Origin of the sequence: Streptomyces sp. 3214.6 (assembly GCF_900129855.1) — a bacterium.
GTDB classification, from domain to species: Bacteria; Actinomycetota; Actinomycetes; order Streptomycetales; family Streptomycetaceae; genus Streptomyces; species Streptomyces soliscabiei.
In genome coordinates this window covers 3,631,231-3,656,917 of sequence record NZ_LT670819.1, presented here as the reverse complement: position 1 = coordinate 3,656,917, position 25,687 = coordinate 3,631,231, and the positions used below count along the sequence as shown (strand labels likewise).

The 25,687-nt window shown below is 70.9% G+C and carries 20 protein-coding genes; 14 read left to right on the top strand and 6 right to left on the bottom strand.

Annotation, left to right across the window (positions count from 1 at the left end; all coding sequences use genetic code 11):
* Positions 1-2: 2 nt before the first annotated feature.
* Positions 3-1,277, bottom strand: a complete 1,275-nt coding sequence (locus B5557_RS16215; protein WP_079660074.1) for an amino acid deaminase — start codon at positions 1,275-1,277, stop codon at positions 3-5.
* Between the two features lie 173 nt (positions 1,278-1,450).
* Here B5557_RS16215 and B5557_RS16210 point away from each other — a divergent pair, with 173 nt between their 5' ends.
* The 5 genes from B5557_RS16210 (at position 1,451) to B5557_RS16190 (ending at position 6,084) form a co-directional block, all read left to right on the top strand.
* The gene (locus B5557_RS16210) at positions 1,451-2,584 is read left to right on the top strand and encodes a sugar kinase (protein WP_079660072.1); all 1,134 of its coding nucleotides are present in this window, start codon (positions 1,451-1,453) and stop codon (positions 2,582-2,584) included.
* On the top strand, positions 2,581-3,345 hold the full coding sequence (locus B5557_RS16205; protein WP_079660071.1) for an IclR family transcriptional regulator: 765 nt from the start codon (positions 2,581-2,583) through the stop codon (positions 3,343-3,345). The genes B5557_RS16210 and B5557_RS16205 overlap by 4 nt, the downstream gene beginning before the upstream one ends.
* 11 nt (positions 3,346-3,356) lie before the next feature.
* On the top strand, positions 3,357-3,767 hold the full coding sequence (locus tag B5557_RS16200; RefSeq protein ID WP_079664811.1) for a RidA family protein: 411 nt from the start codon (positions 3,357-3,359) through the stop codon (positions 3,765-3,767).
* A gap of 134 nt (positions 3,768-3,901) precedes the next feature.
* Entirely contained in the window at positions 3,902-5,380 is a 1,479-nt protein-coding gene (locus tag B5557_RS16195; protein ID WP_079660069.1) for a GntP family permease, read from the top strand.
* A gap of 77 nt (positions 5,381-5,457) precedes the next feature.
* Entirely contained in the window at positions 5,458-6,084 is a 627-nt protein-coding gene (locus B5557_RS16190) for a hypothetical protein (RefSeq protein ID WP_079660068.1), read from the top strand.
* Here the strand turns inward: B5557_RS16190 and B5557_RS16185 are convergent.
* A complete protein-coding gene (locus B5557_RS16185) occupies positions 6,081-7,451 on the bottom strand; it encodes a M14 family metallopeptidase (RefSeq protein ID WP_079660067.1) in 1,371 nt (456 codons plus the stop codon). The genes B5557_RS16190 and B5557_RS16185 overlap by 4 nt on opposite strands.
* 304 nt (positions 7,452-7,755) lie before the next feature.
* Here B5557_RS16185 and B5557_RS16180 point away from each other — a divergent pair, with 304 nt between their 5' ends.
* From B5557_RS16180 to B5557_RS16160, 5 genes are all read left to right on the top strand, one after another.
* A complete protein-coding gene (locus B5557_RS16180) occupies positions 7,756-10,167 on the top strand; it encodes an ATP-binding protein (protein ID WP_079660065.1) in 2,412 nt (803 codons plus the stop codon).
* A gap of 89 nt (positions 10,168-10,256) precedes the next feature.
* The gene (locus B5557_RS16175) at positions 10,257-11,213 is read left to right on the top strand and encodes an MEDS domain-containing protein (RefSeq protein ID WP_079660064.1); all 957 of its coding nucleotides are present in this window, start codon (positions 10,257-10,259) and stop codon (positions 11,211-11,213) included.
* An 86-nt stretch (positions 11,214-11,299) separates the two neighbouring features.
* Positions 11,300-11,767, top strand: a complete 468-nt coding sequence (locus B5557_RS16170) for an ATP-binding protein (RefSeq protein ID WP_079660062.1) — start codon at positions 11,300-11,302, stop codon at positions 11,765-11,767.
* 133 nt (positions 11,768-11,900) lie between these two features.
* Positions 11,901-13,271 (top strand): Nramp family divalent metal transporter, encoded by a 1,371-nt coding sequence (locus tag B5557_RS16165; protein ID WP_079660060.1) that lies wholly within the window; start codon positions 11,901-11,903, stop codon positions 13,269-13,271.
* A gap of 73 nt (positions 13,272-13,344) precedes the next feature.
* Complete coding sequence (locus B5557_RS16160; RefSeq protein ID WP_079658614.1) at positions 13,345-14,610, top strand: IS701 family transposase; 1,266 nt, start codon at positions 13,345-13,347, stop codon at positions 14,608-14,610.
* Positions 14,611-14,873: 263 nt separating this feature from the next.
* Here B5557_RS16160 and B5557_RS16150 read toward each other — a convergent pair whose 3' ends face one another.
* Positions 14,874-16,130 (bottom strand): hypothetical protein, encoded by a 1,257-nt coding sequence (locus B5557_RS16150; RefSeq protein WP_079660059.1) that lies wholly within the window; start codon positions 16,128-16,130, stop codon positions 14,874-14,876.
* Between the two features lie 147 nt (positions 16,131-16,277).
* Positions 16,278-16,787, bottom strand: a complete 510-nt coding sequence (locus B5557_RS16145) for a SigE family RNA polymerase sigma factor (protein WP_079660057.1) — start codon at positions 16,785-16,787, stop codon at positions 16,278-16,280.
* A gap of 128 nt (positions 16,788-16,915) precedes the next feature.
* On the opposite strand from B5557_RS16145, the gene B5557_RS16140 reads away from it, so the two are divergent.
* A complete protein-coding gene (locus tag B5557_RS16140) occupies positions 16,916-17,314 on the top strand; it encodes a hypothetical protein (RefSeq protein WP_079660056.1) in 399 nt (132 codons plus the stop codon).
* A gap of 576 nt (positions 17,315-17,890) precedes the next feature.
* Here B5557_RS16140 and B5557_RS16135 read toward each other — a convergent pair.
* Positions 17,891-18,265 carry a hypothetical protein gene (locus tag B5557_RS16135; RefSeq protein ID WP_079660054.1) on the bottom strand — a complete coding sequence of 125 codons (375 nt, stop codon included), beginning with the start codon at positions 18,263-18,265 and terminating at the stop codon, positions 17,891-17,893.
* A gap of 167 nt (positions 18,266-18,432) precedes the next feature.
* Here B5557_RS16135 and B5557_RS16130 point away from each other — a divergent pair, with 167 nt between their 5' ends.
* Complete coding sequence (locus B5557_RS16130; protein WP_159424388.1) at positions 18,433-21,999, top strand: BTAD domain-containing putative transcriptional regulator; 3,567 nt, start codon at positions 18,433-18,435, stop codon at positions 21,997-21,999.
* Between the two features lie 54 nt (positions 22,000-22,053).
* Here B5557_RS16130 and B5557_RS16125 read toward each other — a convergent pair whose 3' ends face one another.
* Positions 22,054-23,745, bottom strand: a complete 1,692-nt coding sequence (locus B5557_RS16125; protein WP_099936042.1) for a chitinase — start codon at positions 23,743-23,745, stop codon at positions 22,054-22,056.
* 257 nt (positions 23,746-24,002) lie between these two features.
* Between B5557_RS16125 and B5557_RS16120 the strand changes: the two genes are divergently transcribed.
* Positions 24,003-24,872, top strand: coding sequence for a hypothetical protein (locus B5557_RS16120; protein ID WP_173877691.1), 870 nt, complete (start codon positions 24,003-24,005; stop codon positions 24,870-24,872).
* 101 nt (positions 24,873-24,973) lie between these two features.
* Positions 24,974-25,681 (top strand): Flp pilus assembly protein CpaB, encoded by a 708-nt coding sequence (gene cpaB / locus B5557_RS16115; protein WP_079660047.1) that lies wholly within the window; start codon positions 24,974-24,976, stop codon positions 25,679-25,681.
* Positions 25,682-25,687 lie beyond the last annotated feature (6 nt).

The following is a 25,687-nucleotide window of genomic DNA, read 5'->3' as shown; positions in this document are numbered from 1 at the left end:
TCCTAGAAGAAGGTGCGGATGTAGTCGACGACCGTGCCGTCGGCCTCCGCGACCGGGATCAGCGGCCACTTGTCGAACGTCGTGCACGGATGGGACAGGCCGAGGCCCACCCAGTCGCCGACCCGCAGGTCCGCCTCCTGTGTGGTGCGCAGCCAGGCGTGCTGGTCGGAGAGCCCGGTCACCGAGACGCCGGTGGCGGGGTGCTCCGTGCCGTCACGGCGGACCACCTGGGCGAAGGGCAGGTCGAGGTCGTGGGCCGCGTCCCGCTTGCCCGCGTTGACGAACGCCTGGTCGGGGGAGGGGCGGGAGACGACCTGCGTCCACAGGCGGAACGCCGGCTCCAGCGCGCCCTCCTGCGGCACCCGGTTGAACGGGGTCAGCTTGCGGTAGTGGCCGTCGTCGTGCGACACGTACGCGCCGGAACGCAGCAACTTCAGTACGGGCGCCGACAGTTCGGGGATCTCGGCGAACACGTCCGCCACCGTGTCGAACCAGGCGCTGCCGCCCGCGCTGACCACGATCTCGTGCAGCCCCGCGAACCGGCCCGCCTTGTCGAAGTCCACGGCCAGCGCGACCAGCCGGTCCAGCCACGCGCGCACCCGCTCCGGCGTCGCCTGCGGCACCTCGCCCTCGTAGCCCGCGACGCCGGCCAGCCGCAGGGACGGGACGGCGGCCACCGCGTCCGCGACCAGCGCGGCCTCCGCCTCCGTACGGACCCCGGTGCGGGCGCCCTCGCCGGCGGCCAGTTCGACGACGACGTCCAGGGGGCGGCCCGCGTCGGGCAGCGCCGCGCCCATCAGCTCGACCCCGCGCACGGAGTCGACGTAACAGACGAACTCGAAGTCGGGGTCGGCGTCCAGCTCGGCGGCGATCCAGCGCAGGGACACCGGGTCGACCAGCTCGTTCGCCAGGAAGATCCGCCGCACCCCGAACGCCCGCGCCACCCGCAGCTGGTGCGGCACCGCGAGGGTGATGCCCACCGCACCGTGCTCGATCTGGCGGGCGAACAGCTGCGGGGCCATGGACGTCTTGCCGTGCGGGGCGAAGACCAGCCCGTGGCGGGCGGTGTACGTCTCCATGAGCCGCAGGTTGTGCTCCAGGCGCTCGGCGGAGAGTGCCAGCACGGGCGTGGTGAAACCGCCGGTGAAGAGGTTGCGGCGCTGGGCGGCCAGCCCGCCGACGGTGAGGCCGTCGGCGTCCGGCGGGAGGCCCTTGAAGCGGTGGTCGACACGTTCCTCGGCCAGTCGGGCGAGCGCCTCGAATGCCTCGGTACCCATGGAGCCTCCCTCACCAGGAGCGTTGCAAGTCCTGCAACGTCCATTGCGTATGTCGTTTGCTGCTGTCTAACATCTCGGCCAACGCGGGGTCAACGGAACCTCCCCCAGCCTTCGGCCGGGGGACCCCCATCTCGCTATCGCTCGCCCGCACCGGCACGGGAGGTACGAGGATCGTGACCACCACTGGACCCCGCAATGCCCCCGGCGTCGTGGACGTCGTCGCGCTCGGCGAGTCCATGGTCACCTTTCTGCCCTCCCGGCCCGGGCGCCTCGCCGACGTGCCGTCCTTCGACCGGGGCATCGGCGGCGCGGAGTCCAACGTGGCCTGCGCGCTGACGGCGGCCGGACACACGGTGCGCTGGGTCAGCCGGGTGGGCGCGGACGGGTTCGGCGACCACCTCGTCGAGACCATCGCCTCCTACGGCGTCGACGTGACCTCCGTACGCCGGGACCCCGCCCGCCCGACCGGCGTCTACTTCCGCACCGCCGGGGACCGCGCCACCGACACGCACGAGGTCGCCTACTACCGGGCCGGCTCCGCCGCCTCCGCGATGTCCGTGGCGAACACGGACCTGACGGCGGTGCGGGCGGGCCGCGTGCTGCATCTGAGCGGCATCACGGCCGCCCTCTCCGGGGACTGTCTGGGCCTGCTCCGGGAACTGACGGCCTGCCGGCCCGGGCGCCCGCTGATCTCCTTCGACGTCAACCACCGGTCCGGGCTGTGGCGTGACACCGACGGCCCGCGCGTCCTGCTGGAACTGGCACGCGCCGCGGACATCGTGTTCGTGGGGGAGGACGAGGCGCAGGAGGCGTGGGGGGTCACCGGCGGCCCCACGGCGATCAGGGCCCTGCTGCCGGAGCCCGGCACGCTGGTGGTGAAGCAGGGGGCGCGGGGAGCCACGGCGTTCGCCGGCGGGTACGACGGCGGCGCCCCGCCGGTGCCGGGCCGCGTGCACCGGCTCCGTCCCGCGCCGACCCCCGGCGCGGGGCAGACGACGGTCACCTTCGAATCCGCCCCGACGGTCCAGGTCAGCGCGGCGGTCGGCGCCGGGGATGCCTTCGCTGCCGGGTTCCTGTCCGCCACCCTGCGCGGGCTGCCCGTGCGCGACCGGCTCCGGCACGGACACCTGATGGCCGCAGCCGCCCTCACCGCCCCCGGCGACCTCGCTGTTCCCCCGACGCGCGCACACGCCGACCGGCTGGCCGCCCTCGACCCCGACGCGTGGGGGACACTTCGACTCGGCCCCGGCTGGACGCACACCGAAGACCGGGAAGGCCGGGCCGAAGAGGAGGTACGCACCCCATGAGCCAGACCGTCGACCGCGCCCTGAGCATCCTGCCGCTGCTCGCCGAGGGACCCGCCGACCTCGGACAGGTCGCCGACCGCCTCGGCGTGCACAAGTCGACGGCCCTGCGGCTGCTGCGCACCCTCCACGAACACGGCCTCGTCTACCGCCAGTCCGACCAGCGCTACCGCCTCGGCGCCCGCCTCTTCGCCCTCGCCCAGGAGGCGATGGAGAACCTCGACATCCGCGAGATCGCCCACCCCCACCTCGTCCGGCTGAACGAGTCCTGCGGGCACACCGTCCACCTCGCCGTCCACGAGGAGGGCGAGGTCCTCTACATCGACAAGGTGGAGAGCCGCTACCCGGTCCGCATGTACTCGCGGATCGGCAAGCCCGTCGCCATCACCGTCGCCGCCGTCGCCAAACTGCTCCTCGCCGATCTGCCCGAGCCCGAGCGGCGGGCGGTCGCGGAGAAGCTCGACTACCCCCTCTACACGGCCCGTTCCACCCCCAACGCCCCCGCTTTCCTGAGGGAGTTGGAGAAGGTGCGCGAACAGGGCTGGGCCACCGACCTCGGTGGCCATGAGGAGTCCATCAACTGTGTCGCCGCGCCGATCAGAGGCGCCGACGGCCGGGTGGTCGCCGCGATGTCGGTCTCCGCGCCGAACGTCGTCGTCACCGCCGACGAACTCCTCACCCTGCTCCCGCTGGTGCGCCGCGCTGCGGACGCCATCAGCGGCGAGTACTCCGGCAGGACACCGATCAAGGAAGCCACCTCATGACCGAGAAGACCGTGACCGAGAAGATCGCGCTCACCCCGAAGACCCACACCACCCCGCCCGCGAAGTTCTCGCACGGTGTCCGCAAGGGCAACATCCTCCAGGTCGCGGGCCAGGTCGGCTTCCTCCCCGCCGAGGAGGGCAAGCCCCCCACGCCGGCCGGTCCCACCCTGCGCGAGCAGACCCTGCAGACCCTCGCCAACGTCAAGGCGATCCTGGAGGAAGGCGGCGCGAGCTGGGACGACGTGATGATGATCCGCGTCTACCTGACGGACACGGGCCACTTCGCCGAGTTCAACGAGCTCTACAACGCCTACTTCGAGGCCCAGCCCCTCACCGCCCCGCCCGCCGCCCGCACGACGGTCTACGTCGGCCTTCCCGCGGGACTCCTGGTCGAGATCGACGCACTCGCCGTCCTCGGCTGACCCGCTGACGCTCCCGCAACCCCCGCGACTCCCGCAACTCCCGCGCCCCGTATGCCGGGACGGCGCACCACCCCGCGCCGTCCCGCGGTACCCCCTGCCCGAAAGCAGTATGCGCCTACCCAGAGGACCCCCCGATGTCCCCCTTCCTCGCGGCATCCGCTCCCACCCAGGCCCCACCCCACACCGGCGGCCTGCTCCTGCTCGTCGACGGCACCGCAGGCCTCCTCACGGTCGCCGCCCTCGGCATAGCCCTCCTCCTCTTCCTGATCATCAAGGTCAGACTCCAGCCCTTCGTGGCCCTCCTCGCGGTCTCCATAGCCGTCGGCCTGCTGGCCGGCCTGTCCGTGACCGAACTCTTCGGGACCGTCCAGCGCTCGGACGCCGTCTCCACCATCGAGTCCGGCATGGGCGGCATCCTCGGCCATGTCGCGATCATCATCGGCCTGGGCACGATGCTCGGCGCGGTCCTCGAAGTCAGCGGCGGCGCAGAGGTGTTGGCGTCCCGGCTGCTGGGGCTGTTCGGCGAGCGGCGCGCCCCGCTCGCCATGGGCCTGACCGGCCTGATCTTCGGCATCCCCGTCTTCTTCGACGTCGGCATCTTCGTGCTGGCCCCGATCGTCTACGCGGCCGCCAAACGCGGCGGCAAGTCGATCCTGCTCTACTGCCTGCCGCTGCTCGCCGGCCTGTCCATGACCCACGCCTTCCTGCCCCCGCACCCCGGCCCGGTCGCGGCCGCCGGCCTCCTCCACGTCGACCTCGGCTGGGTCATCCTCATGGGCGTCGTCTGCGGCATCCCCGCGGTACTGGCGGCCTGGGCGTACTCGGCGTGGATCGGCCGCCGCATCTTCGTCGCCGTGCCGCAGGACATGGTCGAGGCGGCGGCGGAGGCGAAGCAGGCGGTCGTCGAGGAACAGCGGGCGCAGGGCGTTGTCCCGCGCGAGGACCCGGTGCCGCTCGGCACGGTCGTAGGCATCATCGGCACCCCGCTGGTGCTGATCCTTGCGGCCACCTTCTCCTCGATCGCCCTGGACCCCTCCACGGGCCGCTCGGTCGTCGAGTTCTTCGGCAGCCCGTTCGTGGCGCTGACGATCGCGCTGCTCCTCGCCTACTACCTGCTCGGCATCCGGCGCGGCTGGTCCCGCAAGTCGCTGGAGACGGTCTCCACGGCCTCGCTGAAGCCGGTCGGCAACATCCTGCTGGTGGTCGGCGCGGGCGGGATCTTCGGCGCGGTCCTCAAGGCGAGCGGGGTGGCCCAGGCCCTGTCGGACACCTTCAACGACGTCGGCCTGCCGGTGATCGTCCTGTCGTACCTGATCTCCGTGGTGCTGCGGGTCGCCCAGGGCTCGGCGACGGTGGCGATCGTGACGACGGCGGGCATCGTGGCGCCGCTGCTCGCCGAGGGCGACCACTCGCAGGCCTTCGTGGCCCTCGTCATCATGGCCATCTCGGCGGGCTCCATTTTCGCCTCGCACGTCAACGACGGAGGCTTCTGGATGGTGGCCAAGTACTTCGGCATCAGCGAGCGCGACACCCTCAGGACGTGGACCGTGCTGGAGACGGTGCTGTCGGTGGCGGGGTTCGTCACGGCGGCGGTATTGAGCCTGTTCGTGTAGGCGTCTCGTGTAGGCGTCTCATAACGAAGTTGGGGCTGGCTGTGTCCGGCACAGGATCTTCGACCATACTTCCCGCTGTGGAGCAGCAGCGGATAGGTTCGAGCAGCCAGCCCCTGGAGGGCGAGCCCCTGAAGGGCGCCGGATTCGACCCGGCCTTCATCCCCGGGCTCACGCCGCCCGCGACCGCGGAGCCGGAGGACACCGAGCCGGCCGAGAAGGTCGAGGCGGCGGACGAGGCGGATGTGGCCGAGGGCGAGGTCGTCGAGGGGGCGGAGACGCAGACCCCGGCGGCGGAGACCGCCGAGGACGAGTCCGCCGAGGACGAGTCCCTTGACGGTCCCGTCTTCGAGGCCTCCGACCGTCGTGCGCGGATCGCCGCCGACGCCAAGGGCGTCCGGCTCCGCCTCGACGAGGAGGAGTGCGAGTTCCGCTGGGACGAGATCGGCGCGATCGAGACCGAGGCGCCGCGCTTCGGCAAGCGGTTCACCATCACGGTGCACACCCCTGACCGTCGCTGGTACCCGATCGAGATCGAGGCGACGGCCAGGGCGCGCTTCAAGGAGTGGGACGAGCAGCTGGACGCGGTCCTCGACGCCTACTTCGAAGACGGCGAAGAAGACACCGAGGCCAAGGACGTCGCAGCCAAGGTCGCCGAAGGCAAGGACACCGAAGCCAAGGACGTCGCAGCCAAGGACGCCGACTAGCTGCAGTACTGGCTCTGCTTCCCGATCGACCGGTACATACAGTCCGCGTTCTCGAGAAGTTGCAGCACCGCGTCCCGGTTACGGGAAGTCTCCCGCTCGATGACCTCGTCGGGCGGGTAGAACCCGCCCCCGGAGCTGGACGACGGATACATCTCGAACGTGTAGTCGAAGATCTTCTGCGTGCCCCAGAGGTAGTCGTCGATCGACCCGTCCGTGATGTACAGGTCGCTGGCCTGCTCCGGGGTGTACCCGTTGCTCGCGGCCATCTTCTGTCCGATGGCCTTGAACGCGGCGTTGTCGTCCGCGGTCATCCCGGTCGCCGTGTCCGCCCCGGTGTACCCGAACGGCCACAGCACCAGCTCGCTGTAGGTGTGGAAGTCGATCCCGGCGGTGATCTGCTGCTTCCCGCCCACGACCCGGCTGCGCACGAAGTCGGCGACGACCTTCACCTCGGGCGCCGACTCGGCGGACGCGCCCCGGTAGGTCTCCGAGGACGTGGACCCCGAAGAGCCGCCGCAGCAGCCCCACTTGTAGTTCCAGTTCCGGTTGAGGTCCGTGCCGACGTACGAGGAACCGGAGTTGGGCTGCCGGTTCTTGCGCCACGAGCGGTAGGAGCCGGTGGCGATGTCGTACTCGCCGCCGTCCGGGTTGAGGTCCGGGACGATCCAGATCTCGCGCCCGTTGACCATGTTGGTGACACGGGAGTCGGAGCCGTAGCCGGCGCCCAGCTCGCGGATCAGGTACAGGGCCATCTCGACGGTCATGTGCTCGCGGGCGTGCTGGTGGTGGGTGAACAGCACCTCCGGCTCCGCCTCGTCGGTGCCGACGTTGTCGCTGATCTTGACGGCGACGATGTCCCGGCCGCCGTACGACTTGCCGATGACCCGTTTGCTCATGATGCTCGGGTAGGCGGCGATGCGCTGGTCGATCTCCGTCGTCATCTCGGCGTAGTTGTGGTACTTCGAGTCGGCGGACGGGAAGTCGTAGAGCCGCACCTCGTTCTCGGCGATCCGGTTGGGCGCCGAGCCGAGCAGGGAGACCTCGTAGCCCTGTGTGCGCAGCTTCTTGATCTGGTCGGCGCGCCCGGAGACCACCACCGTCTCCTCGTCGGCCTCGTCGACGCTGACCCCGGACGCGGCGATCGCGGTGCGCATGCCGGGCGTGCTGTGGGCGATGTGGATCTCGTACTGGCGGATGTCGTCGGCGGAGGCCGTCGGCTTGGGGGCGCCGCCCGCCGCGGCCTCGGTGACCGTCGCCGAGAGCGGTGCGGCGAGGGCGAGGGCCAGCAGGGTGGCGAGCGCGGCGGTTCGTCTGCCGCCGCGGGCGCCGAGAGCGCCGGATCCTGAGCCGCGAATGCGAAGTCGCATGAACTCTCCTTGTGGGGAGCGGTTGTGGGGGGCTGTGCGCTTGCTGTGTGCGGCGGTGCGGTGCCGCTCATCGTCGGGGCATGGCATGAGCAGGTCAAGAGACAACAAAGGGACGGTTGGCTTGAATCATGCGCAACCGTGAGCGACCGGCCGCGCAGTGTAGCCACGGTCGCACCTTAGGGAGCGGATCCCGGGGAAGTACGCCCATGCGGGTGAGGCGGGAGTGCATATATGTACGGCCCGGGGGAGGCTGGGGGCTCGCGCGGGAACCCACCGCATCACACCCCCAGAGGACTGGCTGATCATGGGCGGATCAGCGCCGCGCCGGGACTGTCACCTGCCGGTGGAGACGACCAGCTTCGTCGACCGGCGCGGCGAACTGGCGGCAGGACGCGAACTGTTGGCCAGGGCCCGACTGGTCACCCTGACCGGCCCCGGCGGCGTCGGCAAGACCCGCCTGGCCGGCCGGATCGCGGCCCGCGTGGCCCGGGCCTTCCCCGACGGCGTCCGCTTCGTGCACCTCTCCGGCCTGCACGACCCGACCCTGGTCCCCCTCGCGGTCGCCGACGCGCTCGACCTGCGCGACCACTCGGCACGCCCGCCCCTGGACGCACTGGTGGAACGCCTGCGCGACCGCCGCGTCCTGCTGGTCGTCGACAACTGCGAGCACCTGCTGTCCTCCTGCGCGACACTGGCCGGCGCCCTTCTGCGGGGCACCGCCGGGGTGCGCATCCTCGCCACCAGCCGCCACCGCCTCGGCCTGACCGAGGAACACCTGATGGACGTACGTCCGCTGCCCGTCCCCGACCCGGACGGCGACCTGACCGCGGCCGACGACTACCCGGCGCTGGCCCTGTTCGCCGACCGGGCGGCCGCGGTCGTCCCCGGCTTCCGCCTCACCGCCGCGAACCGCGCCTCGGTGGCCCGCCTCTGCCGGCGCCTGGACGGCCTCCCCCTCGCCATCGAACTGGCCGCGGTCCGCATGCGCGTCCTGGACATCCCCCAGCTCCTGACCCGCCTCGACGACCGCTACCGCCTCCTCAGCACCGGCAGCCCCACCGTCCCGCCCCGCCACCAGACCCTGCGCGCGGCCGTCGACTGGAGCTACGACCTCTGCGACGCACACGAACAACTGACCTGGTCCCGCCTGTCGATCCTCCCCGGCACCTTCGACCTGGACACGGCGGAAGCGGTCTGCGCCGCAGGAGAGGGCGACGTCCTCGAAGCCGTCGCCGGCCTGGTCGACAAGTCCGTCCTGTCCAGGGAGCCCGGCCCGGCGGGCACCGTCCCCTACCGCCTGCTCGACACCCTCCGGCACTACGGCCTGGAGCGCCTGCGCGAGCGCCCGGGAGAGGAGCACACGGTCCGGGTCCGGCACCGGAACCGGATGCAGCAGCAGGCCGGCGCCGCCGAGAAGCACTGGTTCGGCCCCTCCCAGGCGGACATCGTCGCCCGCCTCCGCGCCGACCAGGACAACCTCCGTGGCGCCCTCGACTTCAGCCTCACCACTCCCGGCGAATCCCTCGCGGGCCTACGCCTCGCAGGCACCCTCTGGTTCCACTGGCACGCCTGCGGAGCCCCCCGAGAGGGCCGCTACTGGCTGGACCGCGCGCTCGAAGCCAACCCCGACCCCACCCCCGAACGGGCCCGTGCCCTGTGGGTCGCCGGCCTCCTCGCCGGCTGCCCGGAGGACCTCACCCGAGGCCGTCACCGGGCGGAACAGGCCCGTGCCCTGGCCCTCACCCTCGGCGACACGGCCGAAGCGGCCCACGCCGACTACGTCGTAGGCGTCATCCGCCTCTTCAGCGACGACCTCACCGGCGCCCTCGACCACTTCCGCGCCGCCGCCGACCGTGGCCGCGTCCCCGGCCAGCACCTCAGTCTCGTAGGCCTCGACCGTGTCGAACTGGCCTGCGCTCTCGCCTTCCTGGGCCGCGCCGACGAGGCCATCGCGGTCTGCGAGCAGACCCGCGCCCTGTGCGCCGAGCACGGCGAGCGCTGGGTGCTGTCGTATGTGGAACGGATCCTCGCCCTGGCTCACAGCGTGCGCGGCGACTGGGCGCAGGCGCAGCGGCACGGCAGGGAGGCGATGCGTCTCAAGCACGCCGTCCACGACGTCCTGGGCATGGGTCTCACCCTCGACCTGCTGGCCCGGATCGAGGCGGCCCGCGAAGCCCACGAGCGCGCGGCCGTCCTCCTCGGCGGTGCCGACCGCGCCTGGGCGGACGTCGACCGCGACCGCTGGGGCGCGGCCTGCCTCACCTCCACCCGCCGCACCACCGAGGAGCGCGTCCGCGAGGCCCTCGGCCCCACCGCGTTCCGCCGGGCCTACGACCGCGGAGCCGCCCTCCCCCTCGCGGACTTGGTCGCCCTCGAACTGAAGGAGAGCAGGAACAGGAGCAGGGACAGGAGCAAGGACAAGAGCGAGGGCAGAGGCAGGACAGAGAGCGAGGCCGAGACCGAAGCCGAAGCCGAAGCCGAAGCCGAAGCCGACGCCGAAGCCGAAGCCGAAGCCAGGGAACTCGCCTCCGAGCGCCTCACCCGCCGGGAGGCCCAGGTGGCCGAACTCGTCGCCGAGGGCCTCGCCAACCAGCAGATCGCCGACCGCCTGGTGATCGCCCGCCGCACCGCCGAAGGACACGTCGAACGCATCCTCAGCAAGCTCGGCTTCAGCAACCGCAGCCAGATCGCCGCCTGGGTGACCGCCCAACGCTGACCCACCCGCACCCGCACCCGTAGACGCACCGCATCCATCCACACCCACCCACTCACCCACCCACCCGACCGATGGGGGACCCCGGACCCATGTCCGCTCAATCCGACGCCACCGCCGCCGCCCCAGCAACGTTCGACCACCGCATGTCCGTCTCCGCCACCGACGAGGCCTTCGTCGCCGCCGCCCTCCCCTTCCTCGCCGAGGGCCTGGCCGCCATCGAGGAGCCCCCGCCCGTCGCCATCGCCGCCCCCGACAAGCTGGATCTCCTGCGCGACGCCCTCGGCGCCGACGCGAAGGACGTCGGCCTCGTCCCGCACACCGACTGGTACACCGGCTCCGCCGCCAACGCCATCGCCCGGGCGGCCACGCACGTCGCCGCGTACGCCGGCCCCGGCGGCCGGGTCCACCTCCTCATGGAGCCCGTGTGGAACGGCCGGGCCGGCCGCTCCCCGCGCGAGAGCGCAGAGTGGATCCGCTACGAGGCCCTCGCCAACCTCCTCTTCGCGCCGACGGCGACCACGGCCATGTGCGTCTACGACACCCGCACCGCCGGCTCCGCCCTCATCGAGGCGGCCCGCCGCGCCCACCCGGACAGCGGCGTGTACGAGGACCCGTTGCGCCTCGCCGCCGAGCTGGACGCCGTACCGCTGCCTCCGACCCCCGCGGACGCCGTACGGTTGGCCGACCCCGCGCCGGACGTCGTCCGGGCCTGGGCGGCGGGCCGTGGACTGGCCGCCGTCGACGCGGAGTTGTTCGCCACGGCCGTCGCCGAGGCGGCCTCCCTCGCACCGGTCACCGGCGCGCTGCTGTGGGGCGACGCTCCCGGCTGCGTCTGCGAACTGCTGCTGGCCCGCCGCCTCGACGACCCCCTCGCCGGCTTCGTCCCGCCGTCGACCGCCGAGTTGGCGCCCGGCCAGGGCCTGTGGTTCGCCCGCCAGGTGTGCGCGTACGTGGACGTCCGCGAACCGAGCGCGGGCGCGGGAGCCGGTTCCGGTCCCGGTCTCGGTGCCAGTGCCGGGACGACCGTACGACTGCAGTATGCGTAGCCCGTGCGGACATGGCCTCTCGACAGGTACGGAATCGGGTAGTCCTCCCCGTACGCGGACGGCGCCCGGAAGGAGATCCTGACCCCATGCTGCGACTTTCCGGGGGAAACGGCCCCCTCCCGGACCCCGCCCCCCAGTACGGCGCCTACCCCCAGCCGCCGATAGGGGCAGGCCACTGGAGCGTCGAGTACGACCCCCGGCCCAGCGCCGTCCGCGAGGCCCGCGCGCAGGTGCGCAGACAGCTGGAGGGCTGGGGGCTGGCCGACCGGGAGGAACTCGTGGACACCGCCGAGCTGCTGGTCAGCGAGCTGACAACCAACGCCCTGCTGCACAGCGCGAGCCGCTTCCGCCTCACCCTGAGCGCCGCACACGGCGTCCTGCGCTGCGAGGTCGCCGACACCGGCCGCCGCACCCCGCAGGTGCTGCACGCGGGCGGCACGGAGAGCGGCCGGGGCATGTTCCTGGTGAACGCGCTCGCCCGGCGCTGGGGCTGCTGCCAGGACGGACCGGGCAAGACCGTGTGGTTCGAACTCGGCACCTGCGCCTGCGAGTAGCCCTGCGTTGCCCCGCTTGCTCCGCTTGCCCCGTGTTTCCCTGCTTTGCCCTGCCCGGCCCCGCGTAGCTCCTACGGGTGTAATCGAGTGTGCCCTCTTGCCGGACCGGCTTCTTTGGGCTTTCTTGACCTTCATGGCGGACACCACGGGACCCCCCACAGGAAACTTCACGGACACCGAGGCTCCATCCGACATCGACCTCCACGGCAACACCTCCCCCCGCAAATCCAGTTGGAAGTACATCGGCCCCGGCATCGTGGTAGCGGCGACTGGCGTCGGCGCCGGTGACCTGGTCGCCACCCTCATCGCCGGCAGCAACTTCGGCTACACCCTGCTCTGGGCGGCCGTCGTCGGCTGCCTGGTCAAGATCTCCCTCGCCGAGGCCGCCGGCCGCTGGCACCTCTCCACCGGCCGCACCCTCTTCGACGGCTGGGCGAGCCTGGGCCGTTGGACGACATGGTTCTTCGTCGTCTACGTCGTCGTCTGGGGCTTCGTCTACGGCGCGGCGGCGATGTCGTCGAGCGCGCTGCCGCTCCAGGCGCTGTTCCCGGACGTGATGGACCTCAAGTCGTGGGCCATCGCCTGCGGGTTGGTGGGCCTGGTGTTCGTCTGGTTCAACAAGTACGCCGTCTTCGAGAAGGTCATGACGGTCCTGGTGGGCGTCATGTTCGTGGTGACGGTGTACCTGGCGATCCGGGTCACCCCGAACCTCGGCGACGCCTTCGCGGGCCTGCTCCCGGTCCTGCCCGACGAGAAGGACTCCGTCCTCAACACCCTCGGCCTGATCGGCGGCGTCGGCGGCACGATCACGCTGGCCGCGTACGGCTACTGGGTCAACGCCAAGGGCTGGACGAACACGGGCTGGATGAAGGTCATGCGGCTCGACAACCGCGTCGCGTACATCACCACCGGCGTCTTCGTCGTCGCGATGCTCTTCGTCGGGGCGGAGCTACTGCACTCCGCGAACGTGGCGATCGCGAGCGGCGACAAGGGGCTCGTCCAGCTGAGCGACATCCTGGAGGCGGAGTACGGCACGGCGACCGCCAAGTTCTTCCTGATCGGCTTCTTCGCCACCTCCTTCACCTCCCTGATCGGCGTCTGGCACGGCGTGAGCCTGATGTTCGCCGACTTCGTGGCGCGGTACCGCCATCAGGGCGAGTCGGTGGGCGGGGCGACGGGCGGGGCGACTGGCGCTGAGGTCGCCTCCGGCGAGCGGGAACGCTCCTGGCCCTTCCGGGCGTACTTGCTGTGGCTGACCTTCCCGCCGATCGTGCTGCTCTTCCAGGGCCAGCCGTTCCGCCTGGTCATCCTGTACGGCGTACTCGGCGCGGCCTTCCTGCCGTTCCTGGCGGGGACGCTGCTGTGGCTGCTCAACACCTCCCGTACGCCCAGGGAGTGGCGCAATGGACTGCTGAGCAACGCGATGCTCGTGCTGGCGGGGCTGCTGTTCCTGGTGCTGTGCGTGAAGCAGATCTGGGACCAGCCGTGGTCGGAGTTCTTCTGAGCCCCTAGTAGGGCTTGGTCAGGTCGGTTGTTGTGGTGCGTGTCCTGCGGGTCTGGTGTGGCGTTGAGTTTGTGTGACTCCGGACGAGATTGCTGCGGTGCGTGGTGAGTTGGAGGCGTTCGCGGCGGAGGTGTTCGAGCCGTTCGCGCGCAAGGACCAGCGCCGGTGGGGGCAGGTCTATCTGCGGGGGCTGCTGACCGACGGACAGCGTAAGTCGGTCGAGCCGATGGCCGCCCGGCTTGGGGAGGACGGCAATCGTCAGGCATTGGCCAACTTCATCACCACCAGCCCCTGGGACCCGGCACATATCCGGGCCCAGCTCGCCTGGCGGATGGAGGAGGCGATCGGGCCCGAGGCCCTGGTCTTCGACGACACCGGGTTCCTCAAGGACGGGAGCGCCTCGGCATGCGTGTCGCGGCAGTACACCGGCACCGCGGGCAAGGTCACCAACTGCCAGGTCGGCGTCTCGCTCCACCTCGCGTCCGACCACGCCTCGGCGGCGGTCAACTGGCGGCTGTTTTTGCCCCAGACGTGGGATCCCGCCTCGCCGAAGGCCGATGCCGACAAGATCGCCCGCCGTGCCGGCTGCGGCATCCCGGACGATGTCGGGCACGTGGAGAAGTGGCAGCTGGCCCTGGACATGCTCGATGAGACCCGCTCCTGGGGACTCGAGGTGCCGCTGGCCGTCGCGGACGCCGGATACGGCGACGCCGCCGCCTTCCGGCACGGACTGCAGGCCCGCGGCCTGAATTACGTGGTGGGGATCTCCACCACGCTCTCCGCCCAGCCCGCCGACGCGGTGCCGGTGGCCGAGCCGTACTCCGGGATGGGCCGCCCGCCGGTGGCGAAGTATCCCGACAAGCCGCAGCCGGTGAAGGAGCTGGTCATCGCGGCGGGCCGGAAAGCGGCCAGACGGGTGCAGTGGCGGGAGGGCTCCCGGCCCGGCACCGGCCGCTCGGGCCGCAAGCGGATGCACTCCCGCTTCGTTGCCCTGCGCATCCGGCCTGCCGGACGCGAGGTCCGACAGATGGCCGACGGCCCGGAACTGCCCGTGTGCTGGCTGCTGGCCGAATGGCCCGCCGGCGAGAGCGAGCCGGTGCAGTACTGGCTGTCCGACCTGCCCTCCGGCATGCCCCTGACCACACTGGTCCGCCTCGCCAAACTCCGCTGGCGCATCGAGCACGACTACCGGGAGATGAAACAGGCCCTGGGACTTGCCCACTTCGAGGGCCGCACCTGGAACGGATGGCACCACCACGTCACCCTCGTCTCCGTCGCGCACGCCTTCTGCACCCTGCAACGACTGGCCCGAGCCCCAAAAGACACGGGGCCGGCCTGAGCCTCTACCAAGTCGTCCGCGAGCTACAGACCCTCCTCGCCCTATGGACCGGCGCCTGCCCCACCTGCCACCGCGACATACCCACACCAATACGGACCTGACCAAGCCCTACTAGGGCCTGTCCGGCGGATCATGCCGCAGACGCGGGGAGATCCTGGCCCTGCCGACCGCCGCCCGAGCCTGAGCCCGGGCGGCCTGAGCCTGCGCCGGAGGGCCAGTCCACCTTTCACCTTCCTCCCCGCCCTTGCGTCCTCCTCCGTCTCTCAGTCGCTCTGGCTCACCCATCGCGGGCTGAGCGCGATCGCCCGCAGCTGCTTGATCGTGAGGGCGGGCTTCGGGCGGGTCGCGGCCTTGTTCTGCTGGTCGGTGTTGAAGGCGCTGACCACCACGCGCAGACCGTCCTTGCGCATGGTGTCGACCGTCCACATCACGACCCCCGCCCCGCCCTTCTCGCCCGGCCCCTGCTTGACCGCGACCCGCGTGCCGTCGGCGAGGGTCTCCGAGCCGGAGCCGTACAGCTGGTCGGCGTCGTCGGACATGTTCGGCTGCACGTTGACCTGGACCAGGCTCCGGCCCTTGCCGTCGTCCACGACCATGTAGCCGTACCCGGTCTCGTCGCTGCCGTACGAGACGCGCTTCAGGTCGGACGGCAACAGCAGACTGAGCTTGCGCAGAATGAGCCAGCCGGCCATCTCCGCGGGCCGGGCGCCCGACGAGGCGGTCGGGGCGGCCGGCTTCTTCTCCTTCGGCATGGCGTCGACGATCCGGCGCCACTGCGACGCCGAGGCGAGCGTCTTCAACTGCGCGGTCGTCAGCGGGGGTTCCGGACGGGTGACCGGCTTCCCCTTCTCCGCCGCGGCGTTCCACTCGATGACGCTCACATGCTGCCCGGCCGGGGTGACCAGGTCCGCCCCCCACGCCTTGGTGTCCTCGCGGCGGTCGGGATACTCGTAGCCCTGGTAGACGGTGATCGCTGATCCGTCGGGCAGCAGCTCGGTCTTGCAGCTGTCGAGGCCCGACTGCCCGCCGTCCGCGCAGGGCATCACGGCGGTGGACGGATTGATCTTCCCCGTGTCCGAGTGGACCCGGCCCAGGCCCAAGGAGATGGACCCCTCGCCCTTGCCGTCGTCGAACACGCCGACCGCGAGCGGCGGCAGCTCCTCGCCCGTGCCACGCGCCTCCGACTTGGTGAACTTCCCCTTGGGAAGCAGCTTCTGGAGCGTGCGGACCACGTCGTCGCCGGAGTAGGAGGTCGGCTTGCTGCTGCCGGTGGCGGCGACGGAGGAGGGCGTCGGAGTGGATGTGGTGCCGGGCAGCAGAAGCGCCCCGCCCACCCCCACGAGGGCGAGACTCGCCGCACCCCCCACGACCGCGGCCCTGCGCCGCAGCCGCAGCCGGAGCCCCCGGGCCTGACCCGCGGCGACGAGCGCGCCGCCCGGGCTGTCGAAGGTACCGCCGGCCTCGTGCAGAGCGGCGGAGAGCCGCTCCTCGAAGGGATCGCTGTGCTGGTCTACGGGCATGGTGAACCACCGTTTCCACGAGGGATGGACTGAACTCGTCTGCTGGCGAAGGAGGGGAGGAGAGGGGAAGGGCGGGACGGCGAGGGGAGCGAAGAGGGAGTCGAAGACGAAACCGGAGACGAAACCGGAGACGAAACCGGGTGGGCCTCAGGGCCGGGCGTACTCGCTCATGTCCTCGCCGAGCAGCTCCCGCAACCGTCCGAGCGCGCGCGAGCACCGCGTCCGCACAGCCGCCGAGCTGGCGTTCATCGCGTCGGCGGTCTCCTCGATCGAGCGGTCCTCCCAGTACCGAAGGACCACCACCGCCCGGTCCTTGGCCGGCAGCCGCCCGAGGGCCTGCATCAGCGTCAGTCGCAACGAAGTGTCGCTGCCGCTGCCGTCGGGCATGTCGGGGAACACGTCCACGGCCTGCTCGCGGCTGCTGCGTCTGCGCTGGTGGGCGAGGAAGGTGCGGGTGAGGACGGTCTGCGCGTACCCGGCCGGGTTGTCGACCCGGGACACCCGTCCCCAGCGGACGTACAGCCTGCCGAGGGTCTCCTGAACCAGATCCTCGGCGAGGTGCGTGTCCCCCGCGGTGAGCAGACACGCCGACCGATACAGATGCCGGGCACGCGCCGCCGCGAACTCGGCGTACTCGTCCGCGCGGACCTGCCTCATGAGTGTTCCCCCTGCGTCGGTTGCCGTGCCGTCCTCACTTCATTGATGCAGTGGGTCCGGGGAAATGTTTCAGCGGGGTCAGGGGGACCGAAAGTGGGCGCACAGCCGCGGCCGGGTAGGTTTCGCCTGTGACAGACCAGCCGCCTCCTTTTCCACCCACCACCCCACCGGGCTTCGGCCCGCCCCCGCCGCAATACGCCCCGCAGGCGGGCTCTCCTCAGTACGTGCCGCAGCCGCAGCCGCAGCCCGGCCCGGAGTTCCTGGCGGTCGACAAGCACAACTCGGTCGTCGTCGACGCATCGGGCGTCGCCTTCGAGATGTACGACATCACGATCGACTTCCCCTGGCCCGAAATCCGGAGCCTCCACTACAAGCCGAGCCCCAACGGCAAGTCCCTCATGGTCGCCGTGGTCCACCTGGACGGCAGGGTCTACGAGTGCGTGGTGACGGCGAAGCCGAGGGACCGGCTACAGGCCTGGTTCGCACAACTGGCATGGGTACTGGGCTACTACCGCCCGGCGGGATAGGGGCAGGGGCGGGCGACACCGGCTCAGAGCAGGTGATCGGCCTTCCCGGCCTTGATGTCGAGGATCATCGTGCAGGAAGCAGGCCGATCCCTCGGCGCAGAACGGGTCTTCCCACGTGATGTCCGTCATGAACGTTCGTCTCCTCATGCACGCCAGTGGGGGGTGAACCCCTGCGAGCGCTTCGGCGACTCGGCGTGATCGCCACGGTCCTGGACACCGGACCCCTGGCTGCCGCGTTCAACGCGGCCGTGCGTGGCACCGGCGCCGTCGACCCGCACCAGGATCTTGGTTTGGGAGGAGCGGGGTATCTGCGCGAGCGCGGCGTCCAGCCCCCGTCTCGTATGTGCGGCCCACAAGGCCCGTGCCGCGCATCCAGGCATGCCGGAGCCCACCCGGCGGAGGCGGCTGACCCGAATCACCAAGGTCCTGCCGACTCCGCCGAGTGGGCCACACGTCAGCGCGCCCCTTGATCTCTGCGGAGATCAGGCGGTGACTCCTGCGCCGGAGGCACTGGGGCTCCCGTCCACCCCGTCCATCGTGGGGCCGGATTCCGTCCGGCCCCACGTCGCGGTCGTCTCAGACGGTGAACAGGTAGACCGGCACGTCGCTGCCCGGGCCGTTGAAGTCGAAGTACCTGATGTGGCTCGGGTTGTTGGTGTCCGCCGGGCACGCCTTGGCGCTCCACTGCGTGCCGTTCGAGTACAGGGCCTTCACCTGGGCGCACTTCCCGTCGGCCTTGGTGTCCTTCACCCAGCCGGCGATGCGCATATTGCCGCCGGAGCAGCTGGTGGCCCAGCTGGCCTGCCCCCCGGACACACTCGCGTTGACCGTCTTGTTGCACGTGACGGCACTGGCCGGAGTGCTCAGGCCGACGCTGACCAGGCCGGCCGTGGCCATGGTGAGCGCGGCGCCGACGGCGATCCTTTTCTTCGCGTTCTTGATCATGTTCATGTGCGTGTGCTCTCCTTTGGTTTTTTCGGAGGCAAGGCCCCGTTCTCATGTCGATGGTGGCGAGCCGACCTGGTGACGACCTTGTCGAAAGCTTGTCCACCCCGCACACGCCTGCTGTGATGGATCCGCACCCGAGGTGGGGGAGTGAAGCGATCAGACGGGTTGGCATGACGGATTTTCGACTGCTGGGTCCGTTGGAGCTGCGGGTGGCCGGCCGAGCCGTGGAGCCCGGCCCGCCGCAGCGGCGGGCCGTGCTTGCCTTCCTGCTGGCAGATGCCGGCCGGCCGGTCCCGATCGACGCGCTGGTCGACCGGCTGTGGGGTGAGCATCCGCCTGCCGAGGCCCGCGCCTCGCTCTATGCGCACATCGCCCGGATCCGTCGGCTCCTGGAGGTGAAGCCGGGCGCCCCGGTTCCCGAGCACGGTGACCCCACCGCGTCGCCGCGTGTCCTGCGCCGCGCCGACGGATACCTGCTCGACGTGGCCCCCGACCAGGTGGACTTGCATCGGTTCCGGCATCTGGTCGAGCAGGCCCGCGGATTTGCCCGCACGGACGGGGAGCGCGCGTTGGCGCTGCGTCAGGCGTGTGCGTTGTGGCGGGGAGAACCCATGGCCGGGCTACCCGGGCCCTGGGCGGTCCGGGCCCGGGAAAGCTGGAAGCAGGAGTACCTCGCCGCGCTGGTCGCCTGGGCCCACTGCGAGCTGGAAGCGGGCAACCATGCGGCGGTGGTCGGTCGGCTGCCCGATCTGGTCGCCGAGCACCCGCTGGTCGAACCGCTCGCCGCGGCGTTGATGAGGGCGCTGCACATCTGCGGACGCGGCCCGGAAGCTCTGGCCTGTTTCGCCGCCCTACGGGAGCGGCTGGCCGAGGAACTCGGCACTGAGCCGGGACCCGATGTGCAGCGGCTGCATCAGGCGATCCTCCGCGGTGAGGAAACCGGCCCCGGCCGGGCCGACCGCCACGAGGGTTCGGGAGGCGCCCGCCCCTCAGCGGTGCCCGCCGCCGTCGAGACGCGTCCCGCGACGGGCGGCCGAATGGGTCCGCTGGGCCGGCTGGTGGGACGTGACGAAGAGGTGGCGGTGCTCGACCGCGCCCTTGAGGACGTGACCACTGGTGAGTCCGGCGTCCAGGCACACGTGGTGGAGCTCGCCGGGGAACCGGGTATCGGCAAGACGCGACTGCTCGCCGAACTCGGCGAGCGGGCGAGGCGGCGTGGGCTGCTGGTGCTGACCGGGCGCAGCGTGCAGTTCGATCAGGCTCCGTACGGCGCCTTCGTGGACGCGCTGGACGACCACCTCGCTTCCGCGGCCCCGCGCGAGAACCCTGTGGAGGCGCTGCCGAAGGCAGCCGTGCGTCAACTGGCCGCCGTCTTTCCCGCCTTGTGGGACCACGGCGTGGCGGCGGGGCCGGTGCGGGCCGAGCGGTACTGGTTGCACCGGGCAGTGCGGTCGTTGCTGGAAGCCGTGGGCGCGGGTGGCCAGGGGCTCGTACTCAGCCTGGACGATCTGCACTGGGCGGACGACGCGACCGCCGAGTTGATCGACCACCTGATACGGCATCCGCCGAAGGCACGGGTGCTGCTCGCGCTTGCCCACCGTCCTCGGCAGATTCCGCCTCGTCTGTCGGCGGCTCTGAGCCGGGCCGGAGCGGACAGCCGAGTGTCCCGCGTGGAGCTGACTCCCCTTTCGTTCACGGACGCGGCGCGACTGTTCGCAGCCGACATGGGCCCAGGGCGCTGGCGACAGCTGTATGACGTCAGCGGCGGCAATCCGTTCTACCTGGAAGCGCTGACCCGGATGCCCTCCGAGCAGCTCGCGGTGGCCGTCCCGTTGGATCCGGCAGCCTCCATGAGAGACGTGCCCCGACCCGTGCGGGACTCGCTCCTGGCGGAGTTACAGGGTCTGTCGGAGTCGGCGCGGCTCTGCGCGCGAGCGGCCGCGGTTCTCGGCGACTCCTTCTCGGTCACGTTGGTCGCGGACGTCGCCGGGTCCGATCAGGCCCGCACGCTGGCAGCCCTCGACGAACTCACCGAACACGACCTGGTGCGGCCCGTGGGAGCCCCGGGCCAGTTCGGTTTCCGCCATCCGCTCGTGCGTGCCGCCGTCTACGAAGGAGCGGGCGCCGGCTGGCTGATCAGCGCGCACGGCCGTGCCGCGCGGTGCCTGGCGGCGCGCGGGGCCTCGTCGTCCGCCCAGGCCTCGCACGTCCAGCGATCGGCGCATCCGGGTGACGAGGAGGCCGCGGAGCTGCTGGCGGAGGCTGCCCGCGACGTGCTGACCATCGCTCCGGCCACCGCCGCGCAGTGGACACAGGAGGCCCTCCGGCTGCTGGGCGACGAGGGCCGCCTCCGGCCGGATCTGTGGTTCCAGAGGGCCAGCGCGCTCGGCGCGGTCGGACGGCTGCGAGAAAGTCGTGACCTGCTGCGTGCCACGGCCTTACTGCTTCCTCCTCAGGCGGGGGACATACGGGTCCGGGTCGTCGTCTCCCAGGCCACGATGGAGTGGATGCTCGGCGACTATCAGCAGGCAATGCGCTTGCTGCTCCGGGAGTTGGAGGACCGGGACGGCCGGTCGGACCACGACGTCGCGGAGCTGGAGATGGCGCTCGCCGCCATCGCCCAGCGCACGGACGAGTTCTCCACGGCGGTCCGCTGGAGCGAACGGGCACTTGCCTCGGCGGAGAGAGCGGGAGACCCCCCGCGGCTCGCCATGGCCCGAGCGCTGCTGGCGCTCGCGTACGCCTCGACCGGCGAAAACGCCCGCTCCCACGCCCACCTCACCCGACTGCTCGAGTCCCTCGGCGGAGCGCAGAGCGAACAGCCGGAGTACATCGAGGCCCTTTCCGTGATCGGCTGGACGGAACTGCTGCACGCCCGCCACGACTCGGCCCTGCGCCATCTCGACCAGGGACTCGAGTTGTCCCGCCGTACCGGCAACAGCCTGTTGCTCAGCGATCTGTTCGCCGCCTCCGCGCACGTCCACCTGCTCCTCGGAGACCTGGACGAAGCGAGCAGATGCGCGGAGGAGGCGCTGGAGGCCGCGTCGATGGTCGGCAGCGAAGAGGCGTCCTCCTTCGCCGCCGGTGTGCTCGCCGCCACTCGTCTGTGGCGAGGGGACTACGCCACGGACGATTCCCTCTTCGAGAAGCTGGTGACCTCACTGCACACGGCCGACGACTGCGAGCCCGGACGGGTCAGATCGGTTGCGCTCGGGATTCTCGGCCAGGCCATGCTCTTCAACGGTGACCCGGACGGCTGCGTCCGCACGGTCACCCGGGCAGGCGGCGGCCCTGACCTGCCCAGGTTCGAAGCTCCCACGCGCGCTCTGTGGTTCGGGCTGCTGACCAGGGCGGAGCTGGCCAGGGGCGACCTCGCCGCCGCCGGCACCTGGACGGATCGGGCGGCCTGCGCGGCCAGGCCTGACGGACCACACCACCAGCGGGCCTTCATCGCGCTCTCCCGCGCCGAGCTCCACCTCGCCCGGCAGGACCCCGCGGTCGCGGCGCGGTTCGCACAGGAGGCCGCCGAGGTGTTCCGCACCTGCCGTATGCCGCTCTACGAAGCACTCGCGCGCATACAGGCCGGCCTCGCGCTGGCCGCGTCGTCCGAGCGCAGGCCGGATGCTCTGGACCAGCTCGAACAGGCGCGATCCCTGTCCGGGACGCGCGGCGCCCACGGCCTGTCGGCATGGGCCGAGGCGGAGTACCGCCGCATTGTCGATGCGCCCGACTCTTAGGGCCAGTCCGGTCACGGAACGCAACGCGGTGTCAGGCCATCCACCCCCACGGAATTACGGCAACCCGTGCACGTGCGGTCCCACCGCCGACGACCAGGCGTTGCCCGCCGTCGCGTCCCAGTTCGTCGACCAGGTCATCGCGCCTCGGAGGGTGGGGTAGGTCTTCGACGGTTTGAAGGAGCCGCAGGCCGTGCCCTTCGTGAGGCAGTCGAGGGCGTTGTTGACCACCGTCGGTGAGACGTATCCGCTGCCCGCGCCGCTCGTCGAGGCCGGGAGGCCGAGGCCGACCTGGGACGGGGAGAGGCCGCCCTCCAGTTGGATGCAGGCGAGGGCGGTGAGGAAGTCCACGGAGCCCTGGCTGTACACCTTGCCGTCGCAGCCCAGCATCGAACCGCTGTTGTAGTACTGCATGTTGACGACCGTGAGGATGTCCTTCACGTTCAGCGCGGTCCGGAAGTAGGTATTCGACGTCGACTGCATGTCGATCGTCTGTGGGGCCATCGTCAGGATCAGACCCGGTCCCGCCTTCCCTGAGAGCGTTCGCAGCGCCTGGCTCATGTACGTCGCGTTGAGGCCGTTCTCCAGGTCGATGTCGACGCCGTCGAAGCCGTACGTCTGCATCAGGGTGTACACGGAGTTCGCGAAGTTCGTCGAGGAGGTCCCGTCACTCACCGAGACGGTGCCGTTCTGGCCGCCCACCGACAGGATGACCTTCTTGCCGGCCGCCTGCTTCGCCTTGATGTCCGCCTTGAACTGGTCCACCGTGTAGCCGCCCAGGCCGGCCGAGTCCAGGTTGAAGGTGACCGCGCCCGGGGTCGTCGTCGCGTCCGCGAAGGCCACCGCGATGATGTCGTACTGGGACGACACATCCGAAATGCGTTGCACCCGCGCCCCGTTGTTGAAGTTCTGCCAGTATCCGGTCACCGCGTGCTTGGGCAGGGAGCCGCCCCCGCTCCCGGTGCCGGAGGTCGTCGTGCCCGTCACCGCCGTCGACTTCGCGGATTCGCCGGCCGCGTTCGTCGCCGTCACCTGGAAGCTGTACGACGTCGACGCCGTGAGGCCGGTCAGCGTCGCCGAGGCGCCGGTCACCGACGTGACCTTCGTACCGCCCCGGTAGACGTTGTAGCCCGTCGCGTTGGACACCGCGGACCAGGACAGGGACACCGACGAGGAGGTCGTGCCGGACACGGTCAGGCCGGCCGGTGCGGACGGGATCGTCGGGGCCGGGTCGCCGCCACCGCCGCCGTCGGGGCCGTAGACCGAGACGTCGTCCGCGTAGTAGGGCTGCTGGCCGTACCAGCCGTGCGTGTACACCGTCACCGAGGTCGTGGACGCGCCGGTGGTGAAGGTGGTCGAGAGTTGTTTCCAGGACGGCGCGTCCGGGGTCCAGGTCGAGACGTCCGTCGTGCCCGTGCCCGTCACGCCCAGGTAGGCATAGCCGCCCTGAACCCACGCGCTCAGCGTGTACGTCGAGTTGGGGCGCACGGCCACCTTCTGGGTGCACTGGGCGTTGTCCTGACCGGCCGGGGTCGCCTTCAGCGCCGCCGCGCCGCCGTGCACGGGGGAGGGGACGGTCGTACCGCTGCCCGCCGAGCAGGTCCAGTCGGTCAGGCCGGACTCGAAGCCGGCGTTCTTCGCGTTGTTCAGGTCCGCGGCGGACGCCTGAGCCGCGCCCGTCAGGGAGAGGGCCAGGGCGGCGGTCGCCGCTCCCGCCCAGAGCCGTGTCCATCGTCTGTGTGGGGTCATGCCTTTGTGTGGGGACATGACAACAAGTTGGTCCAGACCAATTCTGTTGTCAAGGGGTCCGCTTGTGGAGGGCTCGTGTGCGCAACCTGCCCTGGTTTGGCCGGACTTACGAAAAGAACAGTTGGCTACCGGTTACGGAAAGCTGTTCTCCGGCCACAGGGGCGTGGATACAGTGCTGAGGTAGTCACGCAATGAAGTCATCCCGGTGCACCGGAGTAACGCCGGTGGGCCGGACCGCGGGAATCGGGGAGCTGCGCGTGCCAACTGCCATTGCCGTGACCGGAGCGGACCTGGCGCTGCCGCCCCAGGACGAGCGCACCCTGCCCGCCGCCGTCCTCGCCGACCTCGACCGGCAGCCGCTGGAGGGGGCCCTCGCCGCCGTCCAGACCCTCCTCGAACAGTACGGGCATGTGATCGTCGTGTACTCGCGGGCCGTGCGCCCCGCCGTGGAGCAGCGACTGCACACCATCCGCTCCCTCCTGGAGAGCGACCGCATCGCGCTGTTCCGTCCCGAACTGCCCCCGCTCGCCGTCGCCGTCCTCGCCCGCCAGCTGCGTCAGCTCGCCTCCTGCGACCTCGGCCCCGGCGTCCTCGCGTCCGCGGGCCGGCTGCTCACCCACTACCTCCACGCGGGCGCGCTCCTCGGGTCCGTGGCCCGCCTCGACCGGGTTCCGGTCGTCGGCCTGAAGTCGCATGCCAGGTCGTGGGTTCCGGGTAGTCAGTTCGGTGTGCTGGCGCATCCGCAGGCGGAGATGGTGAAGGCGAGCCCCGAAGTGACACTCCCCGGACCCGAGTTCGGCACGTGGATGCTCGTCGCCCGCGGCCAGTTGCAGTCCGACTGGGTCACCGACACCCTCGCCCCGGCCTGGAAGGCGCAGGGGCTGCGGGAGACGGCCCTGCCCGCCGAGTCCGCCGACTGGTGGGGCACCGGCAAGGCGATCGAGTTCTGCGGCTATCTGCCCGACCTTTCGGTCCTCTACCAACTGGTCACGTCGGTGCGGCAGGGCGTCTGCCACTGGTGCGGCATCGACGTCATCGGCGACCGCTGCGTCTTCTGCTCCGCGACCCCGCCGCCCGCCTCCGAGCTCACCGCCCGCCCCGCCCGCGCGCTCACCGCGGGCGGCTGAGAAAGCCTGACCTGCCTGACCTGCCTGACCTGCTTGACCTGCTTGACCTGTAGGCCTCCTTCCGTCCGCTCGACCCGACCCCCAACGAGGTTGTACGGCCCATGAACTCCCGTCAGCGCCGCGGCGTGATTCTCCTGCTTCTGTCGGTGTTGTGCGCGCTCGCGGCCTTCGCCGGCGTCCTCTCCGTCATCGACGACGTGAAGTCCAAGGTCGGCCCCGAGGTCACCGCCTACGAGCTGCGCTCCGACGTGGCCCCCTACACCGCCCTGAGCGCGGACCAGTTCGAGAAGATAGAGATGCCGGAGCGCTGGCTGTCGGAGAACGCCGTGACCGACCTCGCCGCCATCCGCCACAAGATCGCGGTGACGACGCTGAAGAAGGGCTCGCTGCTGCAGAGCGACATGATCGTCGACCAGCCCGCCCTGCAGCCGGGGCAGCAGGAGGTCGCCATCATGATCGACGCGGCCACCGGCGTCGCCGGCAAGATCAACCCGGGGTCGACCGTCAACGTGTACGCCACCTTCGAGGGCCCCCGCGCGTCCGACCCCGACCAGTCGAAGATCATCGTGACCAACGTCCGGGTCCTCGACGTCGGTCAGATCAAGGCCCTCGACCCGGACGAGAGCAACCGGAGCCGGTCGGCCACCGACCAGGTCCCGATCACCTTCGCGCTGTCCACCCTCGACGCCCAGCGTCTCACCTACGCCGAGTCGTTCGCCAAGCGCGTCCGCCTCGCCCTCGTCGCACCCGGCGGCGACACCACGGTCCCCGAACGGGACCGTACGTACGAACTCACCACGGACAAGTGAGAGGCC